At 61.2% G+C, this 13797-nt stretch carries 10 protein-coding genes and 2 pseudogenes; 7 read left to right on the top strand and 5 right to left on the bottom strand.

All coding sequences use genetic code 11. From position 1 onward, the window contains the following. Positions 1-691 precede the first annotated feature (691 nt). Positions 692-1297 carry a LysE family translocator gene (locus tag ACIA5H_RS36935; RefSeq protein ID WP_364439624.1) on the bottom strand — a complete coding sequence of 202 codons (606 nt, stop codon included), beginning with the start codon at positions 1295-1297 and terminating at the stop codon, positions 692-694. 1240 nt (positions 1298-2537) lie between these two features. Between ACIA5H_RS36935 and ACIA5H_RS36930 the strand changes: the two genes are divergently transcribed. The 4 genes and pseudogenes from ACIA5H_RS36930 to ACIA5H_RS36915 all read left to right on the top strand — a co-directional run. Further along, positions 2538-3278: an alpha/beta fold hydrolase gene (locus ACIA5H_RS36930; RefSeq protein WP_364439621.1), complete on the top strand. Its 741-nt coding sequence runs from the start codon at positions 2538-2540 to the stop codon at positions 3276-3278. A 153-nt stretch (positions 3279-3431) separates the two neighbouring features. After that, a complete protein-coding gene (locus tag ACIA5H_RS36925) occupies positions 3432-4001 on the top strand; it encodes a hypothetical protein (protein WP_364439618.1) in 570 nt (189 codons plus the stop codon). A gap of 106 nt (positions 4002-4107) precedes the next feature. Beyond that, positions 4108-5214, top strand: coding sequence for a terpene synthase family protein (locus ACIA5H_RS36920; protein WP_364439615.1), 1107 nt, complete (start codon positions 4108-4110; stop codon positions 5212-5214). Between the two features lie 133 nt (positions 5215-5347). Beyond that, positions 5348-5896, top strand: a pseudogene (locus ACIA5H_RS36915) (cytochrome P450); the annotation flags it as partial. A gap of 205 nt (positions 5897-6101) precedes the next feature. Here ACIA5H_RS36915 and ACIA5H_RS36910 read toward each other — a convergent pair. Further along, positions 6102-6595: pseudogene (locus tag ACIA5H_RS36910) on the bottom strand (DNA recombination protein RmuC). A gap of 430 nt (positions 6596-7025) precedes the next feature. Here ACIA5H_RS36910 and ACIA5H_RS36905 point away from each other — a divergent pair. Both ACIA5H_RS36905 and ACIA5H_RS36900 read left to right on the top strand, forming a co-directional pair. Beyond that, positions 7026-8354: a cytochrome P450 gene (locus tag ACIA5H_RS36905; protein ID WP_397080930.1), complete on the top strand. Its 1329-nt coding sequence runs from the start codon at positions 7026-7028 to the stop codon at positions 8352-8354. Positions 8355-8506: 152 nt separating this feature from the next. Then, a complete protein-coding gene (locus ACIA5H_RS36900) occupies positions 8507-9484 on the top strand; it encodes a hypothetical protein (protein WP_397080928.1) in 978 nt (325 codons plus the stop codon). 230 nt (positions 9485-9714) lie between these two features. Here ACIA5H_RS36900 and ACIA5H_RS36895 read toward each other — a convergent pair whose 3' ends face one another. After that, on the bottom strand, positions 9715-10161 hold the full coding sequence (locus tag ACIA5H_RS36895) for a hypothetical protein (protein WP_397080926.1): 447 nt from the start codon (positions 10159-10161) through the stop codon (positions 9715-9717). A gap of 1548 nt (positions 10162-11709) precedes the next feature. Here ACIA5H_RS36895 and ACIA5H_RS36890 point away from each other — a divergent pair. After that, positions 11710-12267: a hypothetical protein gene (locus ACIA5H_RS36890; RefSeq protein WP_397080924.1), complete on the top strand. Its 558-nt coding sequence runs from the start codon at positions 11710-11712 to the stop codon at positions 12265-12267. Positions 12268-12469: 202 nt separating this feature from the next. Here ACIA5H_RS36890 and ACIA5H_RS36885 read toward each other — a convergent pair whose 3' ends face one another. Further along, positions 12470-12835 (bottom strand): hypothetical protein, encoded by a 366-nt coding sequence (locus ACIA5H_RS36885; protein WP_397080922.1) that lies wholly within the window; start codon positions 12833-12835, stop codon positions 12470-12472. Positions 12836-13120: 285 nt separating this feature from the next. Further along, complete coding sequence (locus tag ACIA5H_RS36880) at positions 13121-13459, bottom strand: transposase (RefSeq protein ID WP_397080920.1); 339 nt, start codon at positions 13457-13459, stop codon at positions 13121-13123. Positions 13460-13797 lie beyond the last annotated feature (338 nt).

The following is a 13797-nucleotide window of genomic DNA, read 5'->3' as shown; positions in this document are numbered from 1 at the left end:
AACTCCTCGGGATAGGGCTTGGGCATGGTGGTCATCCTTCCACCGCGAGGACGCATCCTCACAGATCAGGAGTCAACCAAACCGGGGGCAGTCCCATCCATATTGTGCGAGAAAGCAACCGGTTCAGACATCCGTCACTGCGGCAAAGATACATACGTAGGCCAGTCAGAGAGGCACGGGCCGCGTGAGCAGGAGTCGTGTTGGTTCACCGCGATCAGATCCATCTCCTGGCTGAACCCGGGGCCGCCCGCCCAAGGGACGAAAAAGGCAGTGCACCAATGGGATCCGGTGGCGGACGGGACTGTGGATTTGACGGTGTTTGCGGCCTGATTCGCCGACCGGATGGTCAGCGGGAAGGACTCTAATGACCGTGTCAAGCCGCAGGAGCGAGCTGGGCGGGGCTTCGAGGGTGAACTCGCGCCCGTCGCGCAGTAAGGCCCATAGAACAGATCAAGGACACCGACAAACTCATCTCGGAATCAAGACCGTTCTCGAAACGGCGTTGAACGAGGGACGCCGGTGTGCCCGAGAACCGCCGAGCCCGAGCAGTTTGACCAAGCCACGGTTGGCCGAGGTGATGATCGGTCGGGCACCGGCCGCGCGTGTGATCGCCGGATGGATGACCGCCGATTCCGCCTACGGGCGTGACGACCATGGGTACTGATGTTCTCCTGGGAAGCACCTAGCATGCTCATTGGTGAACAGTCGCGAGCTTCACTCCGATACCGAGGTAGCTGAGCGAGAAGGCACGCTGAAGCCGTCGAACGAATCGGGGTTTCGTGATCACGTGATGGCGCATGGCGCTGGCGAACATCCCATACCCCACGAACACAACGAACGTCAACGCCATGAAGACCCCACTGAGAAGCACCATCTGCGGTAACACCGCTTGTTGCGGCGAGATGAACTGTGGGAGAAACGCGAAGAAGAACAACGACAGCTTCGGGTTCAACAGATTTGCGAGGACAGCATTACCGACGGTACGCCACGCACGCGTCGGCGCGTTCTCGCCTATAGCGACAACACCAGCGTCACGCCAGGTCGTCCATGCCACGAACAACAGGTAGATCACACCCGCAACCTTCAGTACGTCGAAAGCGACAGCGCCCGCCCTTAACAGCGCGGCTGTCCCGGTTACCGCGGCCACCAGATGAGGCACGATCCCTATGGTGCACCCGAACGCCGTGATCACCGCCATCCGCCGCCCACCGCGTAGACCAGCGGTGATGGTGAGAATGGCACCTGTGCCGGGAGTCGCAACGATCGCCAGCGAAGTAAGGAAAAACGCAACACTCATACCCAACGATTGTGCCACCTCACTCCTGGCCATACCGCCCGGAGCCAGACCAAGCCGCCGGGCCGGGGCCGATTCAGGTTGACACAGCTGGGTATGAAGCCTTGACGGGGCAAAGCGCCGCCGGTCTCAGCGGCCGAGTGGCTCGGTATCAATAGTGACGGTCAACGCGCCCGCGCCCGCGCGGCGTGCGCGGGCGGCGAATTCGCTCACCAAGACGGAGCCGACATGCTGCCAGCCTTCGAGCACTCCTAGCAGAGCGATATGTCCAGTGGACCCGGCCAACCAGCCGACGAGCTCGCTGGAGGTTGCCGACTTATATCTCCGGTAGCGGTTCGTGGTCGGGGTAGCTACCCGTAGCGTGCTGCAGCAGGCCGGGTGGATTGACTCCTGAGGTTCCTGTCGCCGAAAGGCTTTTGGCTGACTCAACGGGGGTATGTCGCGCCACCCGGCCTGCGTTCAGAGGTCTCCGCTTCTCCACGATCCAACTGCAGCAGCTTCATCTGCCGAGCCTCCACGTCAGTACAAACGTTTTTATACTCCTCACTCGCCTCACCCTCCCCAGCGTTCCGACCACCGTGGGTGTCAGTAGATCATCGACTTTCGGGCGGCGGCTCCGGCAATTCCTCGGCTGAGCAGATCGGCAGCCGTTTGAATAGCGATTTCAGCCTTTACGATAAAGGAGTGGCCTCGAGTATCGACTCAGGATCCCATCCGTTCTCAAATCCGCAGACCACTCCCCCGGCTACAGCAGCACCGATGGGGCCACCGAATGCGAATCCAGCCGTGCTCGCAACCCCTGTAATAGGTCGCCCCAGAGCGACAAGGCGCTCTCTCCAATAATAATTGAGTACCCAACCTACGTGACACGTGCACCGACCAGTCGGACCGAGCCAGTGGCTGGACAAAGTGTTTTACAGCCGGGCAGCTGCTGACATCCGCAACTAATGCCAAATCACGTACGTATTCTTGTCGGCCTTCCTGTCGATTCGATCTCCGAAGCGAAGGAGTTTCTTGCGTCCCAGGCGGCTACGGGTACGCCTGCCGACCTGCTTTACCGCTGGCAAGAGATCTCCCCAGCGGGACACGAGATCACAGACCTTTTCGTAGTCGGCTGGGCCACCAGCGCGATGGCGGCACAATTGACGACGCGCATCTGTGAAGATGGGAGAGATACGTACGCAGTCACATACATTCCCAACATCGGGAATACATTTGATCGAAGAGGCGCCCCCGCCCGTGCATGCTCTTCGCTATGAGTACGTTCGTTTTGGTTCACGGCGGGTCTCACGGTGCCTGGTGTTGGTTTCGCGTAATTCCCCTGCTAGAGGCCGCAGGGCATCGAGTAGTTACCCCGGATTTACCTGGACACGGTGTCGACCGAACCCCACTAAAAGGGTTGACATTGCACGACTACGCGGCCTCCATCGAGTCGGTTCTGCTGTCCTTGGATGAGCCGGCCGTGCTGGTGGGGCACTCGATGGGCGGTATGACCGTCACCCTCGTGGCGGAACGCTGTCCCGACCGTATCCAAACCCTTGTCTATCTGTCAGCTATCGTTTTGAGTGGAGGGCAGTCGATGATGACACATCCGGCGATTGGGCCGAATATTGCCGAAATCAGCCCAGACTTCACTGCGGGCAGTGCCGCAGACGCAATCACCATCCCGTTAGCGGTAGCACCTCAATTGTTCTATGGTGGATGCGCCCCCGAAGATGTAGCCTTGGCGCTGCGCCTGCTGACCCCTGAGCCACTCGGTTCGTTCATCACGCCAGTCCAAGTCACCCCCACCCATTTCGGACGGGTCCGACGGACAGCTATCCTCACGATGCATGATGTGATTAATCCGCCAGAGATTCAGCGCGCGATGTACAAGGAGCATGGTATTACCGAAATTGCGGAACTGCCTACCGCCCATTCGCCGTTCTTTTCCGCGCCGGAATTACTGGCACAGGAACTCGATAGGATTTCGCATTTGGACTGAGGTGGCGGATGAGCCGCCCCGCTGAGGCGGGGGTGCTCGCCGCGCGGCAGTAGGCGCGTGCCGAGGAGGCGCTGATGCTGGATGTGCCCGACCTCGACACGGCGAACCGTGCGCGATGGCGACCCGCAAGGGCGGGGCGGGGGAGGTCATCACGTGGCAGATCTGGACCGCGCGGTTGTTGCCGCGGATGCGGAGCGGCCGCAAGTCACGCACAACACCGCGTCCACCACATCAAATACCGCGTGTGCCCGCCGGGGCAGGCACCGATACAACTCCTCCCGGAACGCCGACAGCTCCCCGACCGCACCGACGCAACCGGTGTCGTGCACACTGCTCACCGAAGCCCTTGGTCATCGAAAGTCTCACTGTCGCAGCGAGAAGGCGGTACCCGCCGAATTGGCCGTTTATCCGGTCTGCGGCAATCTGGCGACCCACAAGACCCCGATCGTCAACGAATGGCTCGCGCGTCACACCCGGTTCCACGTGCACTTCACCCCGACCGGATCGTCCTGGCTCCACCGGGCCGAACGCTGGTTCGGCCACCCCACCGATCTACTCACCCGACGTGGCGTTCACAAAAGTGTTGCGGCACTGGAGAAAGACGTCATGGACTGGATCACGCACTGGAACGCCCCCGTCGGTTCGCCTGGAAGAAGACAGCCGAAGAGATCGGCTACTCCCTCGCCAGACATATCGAACGAATTTCGGGGCGCAGAACACTAGCCGAGGTAAGCCGGAAAGGAGTAGACGGCTATGGCGGCTTTTGTGTCCACCTTGGCTACACCCTGCAGTGCCACTGATGCACTGTCGACTGACAAGGATGCACGCGATGCCGATGATCGACACGTCGGCGCTGGTGGAGGGGTTCTACGATCCCCCCTACCCGCCCGTCAATCCCGCCGTAGAGCAGGCCGAGGAGGAAACTATCGCTTGGCTGTGGCGGATCGGGTTCCTCACGACGCCAGTCCAGGAGGCTCACCTGCGATCGTTCAAGTTCGGTTTATACCACGGGATTTGTACCCCATCCGTGGATCTGGCGCACCTGCTGATCGGCGTGAAATGGTTCTGTTGGGGATCACTCGCCGACGACCAGTACGACAACTTCGACTGGGGCGAACGTGATCGCCGCATGGCAGCGGTATTACGCGACATGCGCACGGTCTTGTCCGGCGGCACCCCCGCTGGCACTCCCAATGCTGTGATCAAAGGGTTCGCCGACTACTGGCCGGAGCTTACCGCCGGGCTGAGCCCGCGCAGGCGGCGTCGCATCACCGATCACTTCCTGGATTACGTGCAAGCCATCGCCTTCCAGAACCGCTACCATGCCGCCGCGCGCATCCCGGACGCGGCGACCTTCATGATGATGCGGCGCAACACCATCGCGATGATCTTCCAGGCCGACGTCTTGGAGATAGTGTCCCAGCTTCACATCCCCGACCCATTGCGCGACAGTCTGCTGTTTCGGGAGATGGTCTGGTGCTTCGCCGACGTCACCGCCTGGCACAATGACGTGTACGGATTGGAAAAAGACATCGCTGACGGCCAAACCTGCAATGTCGTACGCGTCACCGCCGCCAGCGAGGATTGCACCCTGCAACAGGCGGTTGACCGCGTACTACACCGGGCCGAACGACGGCAACTGCTGTTCCTGGAGCTCCAGCGGCAACTGCCCGATCTCGCCGCACATCTAGACCTGTCACCCGACGCCGCCACCCAAGCGGCCCGCCTCGCCCAGGACCTGCGCGCCTACACCTACGCCAACCTCGTCTGGATCCAGCACACCCGCCGATACGACCTCGACCGTCCACGCATCAGAGGCACCTTCGATGACGTCCTCTCCAGCCGACAGAGAGACCGGACACCCGCATCAGGACCACCACGATCGCCCGCACCCAGCGATCCGGGTCATCCCCTTCACCTGCCTCGAATGGAGTGATTCCCGGGGCCATCGAAAAGGCCGTTCTGTCAACATCGAACGACTTGCAGTCGATACCGCCCGCTCCGGGACGGTTACCCATCGTGGGCCACGTTGGTGACCTGTTGCGCGGCCCTCTGACTTTCGCAGTGCCGCTGCGGGGGGCGGGCGAATCGTCCGCCTCGACGTGGGCCGGCACCCTGTATACGTCATCACCGCGCCACGCCTGGTACGGCAGGTGCTGAGCACCCAGGCCGACAGCTTCGCCCACGGCCGCATCTACGACCGGGCCCGCGTATTGTTCGGCAATGGGCTCGCCACCTCCGAAGGCCCACACCACCACAAGCAACGTCGGCTCATCCAATCCGCCTACGCCGCGGCCGCCGACGCCGATCTGCAGGCGCATGTGGCCGCGCTAGAGGCGCCGGTCCGTGATCTAACCGGCCGGTTGCAAATCGCCGAGCAGGACGCTGCGGCGGCGGTGCTGGCCGGTGGCACCGACTGGGACGTGACCGCGATCTGTTCGGAGATCCGCGACTTCCGCCAAGCCGCCCTGGCTGAATTCACCGCCGTCCATGAAGATCGGACCGATCTGCGCGATCTGATGAACACCCAGTTCAGCGAGGTGCACAACGGGTTCGCCGAAATACAGGGCGAGCTGGCCGCCGCAGCGTCCGGACAATCTCGGATCTCACCATGTTGACCATGCTCATCGAACGTGGCGACGGCCAGCAGCCACGGCTATAGCAGCTGATCTCCGGAACTCCCACAGACGCGTAAGCTGCTCGGCCGCGATTACCCGGGTCGCCACCAACTCCTCCTCCACGTTAGTGACGCACCATCCGCGCGAATTTCGGCAGTCATCGAAAGGGGACCGGAGCCTTTCGCGCCGACGCCTTTGACCTCGGTCACCTAATGACACGCCGACAAGCCGTCAAGCACCGCCGGACGAATGACTGCAGGTTGGGCGCTGCCTTGTCATAGCGCAACACGGCCGCAGCCGACTGCAAGATCACCAGCAGACTAGTCGGCGTGGCGAGGATGACCTTCTTGTTCGCGGTGTAGTCCCACAGACCACGATCCTGTTCCCACGCGGCGTACAGGAACGAGTCCGAGGGCACGAACATCACCACGAGCTCCGGCGACTTGTCCGGCAGCAGCCAGTACCTCTTTGCGGCGACCTGTCGATGTGGGTGCGAACGTTTCTAGCATGCAACGCGAGCCGTTGCTGCTGTTCGGCCTCGTCGCGCGCGTCGGCAGCGTCGATGAGCGCGTTGAACGACGCCTTGGCGTCGACGACCACCGCCATATCCCCGCTGATCTCGACGATCAGGTCCGGCCGCTGGGCACCGTCGCCGGTGTTGAAGGTCGGCTGATCGTCGAAGTTGATCAGGTTCGCCATGCCGGAGGCCTCGACCAACGCCTGCAGGGTCTGCTCGCCCCACGGGCCTCGGGCCTGCGGAACACGTTCTTCAACTGCCCGATCTCCTTGAGCACCTCATCGCTGGACATACGCACCATCTCCTAGTCCGTGCTCATCTGCTTCAACTGGTCACCCAGCGCGGCCCTGGCGCTGGCATTTTACTTACTGACCTCGACGCCTACAGTCGGCAGAGTACGAACCGGCGCTGGAGCTGCATTCCCGCGGCGGCGCCATCAAGCTCGGTGGCACCTTCGCCTTCGGGACGCAGTGAGTACGAGCGCTTTAGCATCAAATAATACGTCAGCGATGCTCAGCAGATTCCCATCGTCGCCATCGCCGACATCTCGAATTCCCAACCTCGAGAAGCGGCTGCGCCTAATGCTGCTTCGTGGCGGTCTACAGTTGACCGATGGTAGCTAGCCCGATTCCTACGGCTCCAGGGGCGCTGCCGCTAGTCGGTCATGTTGTGCCGTTGTTGCGCGATCCGCTGCGGTTGCTGAAGTCGCTGCCCGAGCATGGTGATCTGGTCCGTATCGGCTTGGGCCCGGCTACGGTGGTGGTGGTATGCGACCCTGATCTGACCAGACAGGTCTTGCGCCGCGATTGTGTCTTCGACAAGGGGGGACCGCTCTACGAACGGGCCAGAGAAGCTATGGGTTATGGCCTGACCACGTGTCCGCATTCGGCGCATCGCCGCCAGCGACGGTTGCTGCAGCCCGCGTTCGGGCGCGACCGCTTGCCTGGATACGCGGACGTCATGACAGCACACATCACCGCGATCACCCATTCTTGGCGTGATGGGCAAATCTTGGATGTCAACGCCGAAACGAAGCGACTCACGTCGGCCGTAACCACCGCGACGCTATTCTCCGACACGATGCCCGATCCTCTGCTGTCTCACGCGCTCGAGGATGTCAGCACTCTGGTCGACGGCATCATGCGGCGGGCATTGATGCCGCCCCTGCTGGACAGGTTACCCACTCCTGGCAACCGAGCCTTTGCCCGTGCCCGTGCCCGTCTGCACGCCCTTCTCGACAAGATCACCGCCGACCGCCGCGGCGACACCGCCGACCATGGCGACCTGCTCTCCGCGCTACTGGCCGCCCGCGACGGCGACGGCTGCGGTCTGACCGACGCCGACATAGCCGACCAGATCATCACCTTCTTCATGGCCGGCACTGAAACCACCGCAACCACCCTGGCATGGGTGTTGTACCTGCTTGACCGGCACCCCGGCATCGCCGACCGGCTGCACAGCGAGGTCGACACCGTCCTGTCCGGTCGCCCTGCCCGGCACGGCGACCTGCCCGATCTGCAGGTGACGGGCCGGATCATCACCGAGACACTGAGACTGTATCCGCCGGGCTGGTTCGTCACTCGCGTGGTGACCGAGGACACCGACCTCGGCGAGCACCGTGTCCGCGCGGGCACCACCATCGCCTACAGTCCCTATCTGATCCACCACCGGCCAGATCTGTATTCCGACCCCGAACGGTTCGATCCCGATCGATGGGGCTCCGCCGACGCCGAGTCGTCGGGTTCCGCGCTCATCCCGTTCGGAGGAGGCCCCCGCAAATGTATCGGTGACGTTTTCGCCGTCACCCTGGCCACCCTGACTCTGGCCACCCTCAGCACCCGATGGCGCCTGCACACTCTTCCCGGTCACAACGTCCGCATCGCCCGATCAGCAGCCCTGCACCCCCGCAGCCTGCATATGCGCCTCGCCGCCCGCACATGAGAGATGCGAGAGGCGGCGGTCTCCCGGTCGCAGCCGAATCTCTGCCAGGGCCAGTAGCCCGAGAACCACAAGAAATCGCGGACGATTCCCTCTTGTGCATTGCGGCCATATGGCCGCAATGCCCGACCGACAACTCACGCCAAGGACTCGTTATGAATCTGCCCTCCCCATCGAACTCCGAGACAGCCCGACTCGTCGCTGAGGACAGCAACTTCCGCGATGCCCTGTTGACCGTCGGCGTCGATCCTGACTGCCGGTTCGCTTGGACCCCGATCCAACGCACCGTTCAATCGAAGTCGGTCGAATTTCTGGCGCGTTATGGATTTTCGGCCAAGAAGTTGGGTGACCATCTCGGCGTCGGCAATCCGGTGGTCTTTCACGCCGGCGTTGGAACGCAATATGCCTTCAGCATCTACGACAGCGACGATGTCGATGTCATGTACCGGATCGCGACTACTTTCGCCGTGTGGAATCTCCTCGACGATGAACTACCCCATGAACCACTCGATGTCAAGATTTCCGATCTGTTCTCCGGAAATGGCTATCATCCACGATTCACTCGCATGCTGTCCGATACCTTCGGCAACCTCCAAGAGATCATGGAACCGCCCGCCTTTCGTGCACTGGAAAATCTCTCAATGCAGGGATTCACCTGTTACGATATCACCAGAGTTCTCAGCCGAAATATTCACACATGGGATATCGACACATATCTAGGGTACCGATTCCACGATATCTTCCTGAAGCCTGAGATTCCTCTGCTCGATCTAGTCTATAGCGAGGATTACACGGCATCGCGGGCCGACCCCGACGTCCATAGACTCATGATTGCCATAATCCTATTCATCATCCACGCGAACGACAGAATATCGTTGAACAAGGAGCTTCTCGCTCCAGCTGACGGCATCTCCGACGATCGCATGAATATGTTCCTCATCGGAACACCACCGTCGATGCAGGAGTTCAATACGAACATCGCCGGATATGCCAAAGAAATCGTTAGCGTTGTCGACGAACTCGAGAACACCCCGCACGCTACCTATGCCCGAAAGCTACTCCGCTTCGCACGGGGCGTAGTCCATTTCCATCTGATTTCCGAGCGGTATGTCCAATCCAGGATTTTTCGGTAAATCCGACTCAACTCACGCGACGCCGATGCGTGAAGGGCCCGTCGCTGCGGGTCGACCGAGATTCAGTAGCGGCGGTGGGTGATCAGGTAGGACAGTTCGAGGAGTTCGGCCGAGGCGACCTAATCCGCGTAGGCGTCATTCAGGCAGCGGGCGGCCTGCTCGATCGATTCGGCAGCAGGCGTCTCGGCCCCAGCCACGACCGCCCGCCGTCTCCGCTAACTCGGCGATAGTCAGTCGAGCCAACGAAAGCTCACCGCGAAGCCGGTCAGCCAGATCGCAGTGACCATGAATACCGCGAAAAGCAGGTCTAGCATGGTCGCAAGCGCCGCGCCTCGCGGGTTGAGAATTCCACCTTCGGTGGCGAACAGGTAGTCCGACAACGTAATTCCAGACGAATCGCGGACATCCGTCCAGGCCACTCCGTCGATCGCGGAAGTGCTCCTGCCGCCGGCAATCGTATCCGTGCGCCCAACCGCAGCACCACCCGACAAAGGCAAGATCACCAGCAGAATTATCAAGCTGATGATGAGGCGGACGGCGATGCGCCCCGGGTGGGTGGCAATGACCCAGATCCGGCCTCGTCGGAGTACGGCCCGCGACGACCAGCACATCGGATCCCAAACCTTGGACAAGCGAACACGGGCGTCTGGATCAAATATCGGCAAGAACTGTCGCATTCGACTTCACCTCGCGGGCCTGGAAATATCAGGACTACGCCGCCGTTGACTCCACCATTAAACGTACCGTTACATGTCGGCTCAATGTGCCGCGGCGTAACGGGCACTTCTCTGCGATGGGTGAGAGGGCGACGACGGCGCGAAAAGTACCCGGCAGCGCCTGACCCGCAACCTCGTTGGCCCCTGCATCCCTTGGCAACACCCTGCGGAATTCCACCCCGCGAACAGCAGCTGGCGGCTGCTGCATCGTTGCCTCACAAAGGAAGCTACACTCCTAGACATTCGAGCAGCCGAGGCGTCGACATCATTGTTCGGCCCGCGTGGCGAGTGCATTTGAAACTCATCGCAGACCGGATCGTCGACAATGATGAAGACACTTATCCCATCTTGGTGAGCACTGCTTCCGACTCTCCCCAGGCTGGCTGGCCGGACACCTCCGAGATCTCACCGACGAACCGTCCCATCGAGAGTCGGTGCCCCGGACGGCCTCAGCGGCTCTCGATGGTTGTTCCCAGCCGCCGCAATGGAAGTACGCCTGCGCCTGCGATAGTAACCACCAAGGCGCGCCGACATACGTACCTTTTTTCGGCCCACGTACGCATACCGACCCGAGCAATTCTCTCACGAGCCCGTGTCCTTCAAGCAATACGATGAGGCTTGCGAAACGGCAGGCAGGCGCCTACGATCTGGCCATCAGTTCGCTCTCGCGATAACTTGAGGAGTCCAGATACAGGTCCGTCGACACGCTACCAATTCCTTTCTTCTAAATAAGATCGAATAAATAAGATCGAAGCCGAAAGTCGTTACGCATCCCGCGGAAAGGAAGACAAGACAGGAGACACAGTTTTCTCTCTAAAAGGTTTTGAAGTTTCTCGACACTCTCGAGAAGAGTTTCGAGGAACCTTGGTTTTCTGCACGGTACGGGAAGGGCTGGAAATCGAGTTGTGTTGGGCGCTCGGTCACCTGATAGCGATCAAGGCAAAATGATTCGGACGGTTCGCGGACAAGTCAAAGCTTTCGGGACAACTGCCACAGCTGCAGTCAGGGTGCCCCCAGCTGTGGACCTGCACAGAGCATAGCGGTGCCGGCCTTCGAAGCAGCAGCTTCGCTGATAAGCGAATGCCTGATCGGCGCTCTATACCCTATCGAGTGTCCACTGTCTGGTGAGTGTAGATCGACAGGCGCAGAGGTTCCTCATCCCTGAGGGTGTTCGCGACCGTAGACATAGAAAGTTGGATCCCATGGCATTCAAGGTGGCCACGCCGAGGCCGGAGGATCACACTGTGGGGTAAGGCGATCTCTGAGTTGGTTCAAAGACTCCGCGGGGTAACAAGGGGCGTAGCCGAACTTCATGAGCGCCCACTGAGGGAGTTCAGTCACGGACTTCGTCGGGTCGCCGGGGTCGGACAAACCGACGAAGAGATTGCGCGGTGGATCCGGGGGATCGATTCGCGGGAAACGGACCGTAGTCTGCTCAGCGATATCGATTATCGTCAGCTCAATCACGCGATTGAGGGGCCTCTGCGCTATGAGCGTGGCGATCGCGCGTTGGCGCAGATACTGCGGCGCCAAGGGTTCGACGGCTTGCCCCGCCTCGTGGATGCCAAGGGTATGCGCGAGGCTGTCGATGCGGGTTGGATGGAAATGTCCCGGGGCGTGAAAAGACTGCAGGATGTAGAGGAATTCAAAACCGGCAGCCTTTTTCCTGGGCAGGGTGCCTTCGGCAGCGGTACTTACGTTTTCGGCCGCGAACCTGGTTCGAGCGAACCTGATTCGGCTCGGCTCCGGGAGATGGCCGAGCATTGGGCAGGGGAACCGGGCGGCGCCGACCCGGGCGGAGTGATTCGTATGGCGATGCACCCCGACGCGTTGAAGACTGATTTACGCTCCCTGACCGCAAAACGAGATGAGGAACTGGAATCGATCCGCGCAGAGTTGGAGAGGGAGCCCGAAAAGTCTGCGAGGAGAACAGAACTGGAAGAGCGTAAGAATGTGTTGTCGGACGTGGGACGATACGGCGCCAGCCTGGGTTACGATGCGTACCGGATCAACGACTCGTATGCCTGGGTGGTTCTTAATCGCACCGCATTGATAGTCGAACGATGAAGAAGATCATCATCACGCTTGCGCAGCGATTGTAAACTCCACATCATCGACTCGATGCCGCCACCGGCAGCTTAGTACTCCAGCATCACTTCGTGATGTAATCGGTGTCGCCGCTGATAGTGGGCCTGTTTGGCCTGGTATTGGTGTCTTCTGCGCCAGGTCGACCAGTGCAACGCAGTGGTGAGGTTCGGTGACGGAGTTGTCAGGTGTGCCAGGAGACGTCTGATCTCGCCGAGTGTGAGTGGAACGAGGCCGCTGCCAATGCTTTTGGGGAGATGGCGGCTGTCACAGCAAGGTATGTGTGTGCCAGCAGTGCGAGTGTGATGTGGCGGTACCAGGCGTCGAAGCGGCGGACCTGGTATTGGTCCAGCCCGACTTCAGTCTTCGCGGTCTGGAAGCAGTCCTCGACTGCCCAGCGTGCGCCGGCGACCTGGATGAGCTCGTCGTCGCTGGTGCCGATCGGGGCACCACACAGGTAGTAGGCCGTTTCGAGTTCGCCTTTGGCGTTGGGAGCCAGTGACCGGCGAGCCAGCAGCCAGCGTCCCCAGCCGGGTCCGGCCTCGCTCACGGTCGGCACTGTGGCCACGGCCCAGTCGAACATCCGAAGGCCTTTCGCGCCGTCTCCGCAGCTACGACGCTTCCATGCTCGCGGGGGCGCGGCGGCCACGATCTGGCCGACGCGGCTGCTACCGGCAAGCGACATGACGACCGGCGCACTGCTGGACACCGCGACCACACACCCGATCCTCCGCCGCTCGAGCCACCTGCGGAACTTCGAATCACCACCGTATGCCTCGTCAGCGCTCACCCACCGTGCAGGCACGCCGGCATCCAGCGTGCGAGCCAGCATCCGCTACGCCAGAACCTGTTTCGTGGCGAACTCGACATCCTCGGGCACCCCGGCATCGCGGCACCGGTCTCGATCGGCGATCCACGACTTGGGCAGATATAACTCCCGGTCGATCAGCGTGCGTCCCTTCACGCTCGTGTACGCGTAGAACACACCGAGCTGACAATTCTCGACCCGACCCGCGGCTCCCGAGTACTGCCGTTGCACCCCAGCAGATTTCACACCCTTCTTCAGAAACCCGGTCTCATCGACGACCAGCACACCGTCCGGATCACCCAGATGCTCGACCGCGTACGCCCGCGCGTCATCACGCACCCCATCGACATCCCAATCAACCACCACGAAACGACATGCTACTCAACAACATCACGAAGTGATGCTGGAGTACTAGACGAGGCAGCGAGCGGATTTCTGAACGGCGGCTGTGCTGCTTCGAGGTCTCCCATGCTATCTGCCGCGACTTGGCGAATCGCTATCCGAGCCTTGGTTTTCACCGCACCCAGGTCCGGTTTCCCGCGCGGCGGTTGCGGACCGACTCCTCGTCACCACTGCCGATGGTGAAGTGGTGACGAGGGACGGTCACCAGGCAGCAGGATTCAACCGAGGGTGGTGACTTCCAGGTCGCCGTCGGCGTACTGGGCGCGTAGCCGCTTCTTGTCGAACTTGCCCACACTGGTCTT

Source organism: Nocardia sp. NPDC051900 (genome assembly GCF_044452545.1).
Classification (GTDB): domain Bacteria; phylum Actinomycetota; class Actinomycetes; order Mycobacteriales; family Mycobacteriaceae; genus Nocardia; species Nocardia sichangensis.
Note: the sequence above shows the minus strand (reverse complement) of the source record. Positions and strands in the feature narration are given on the sequence as shown.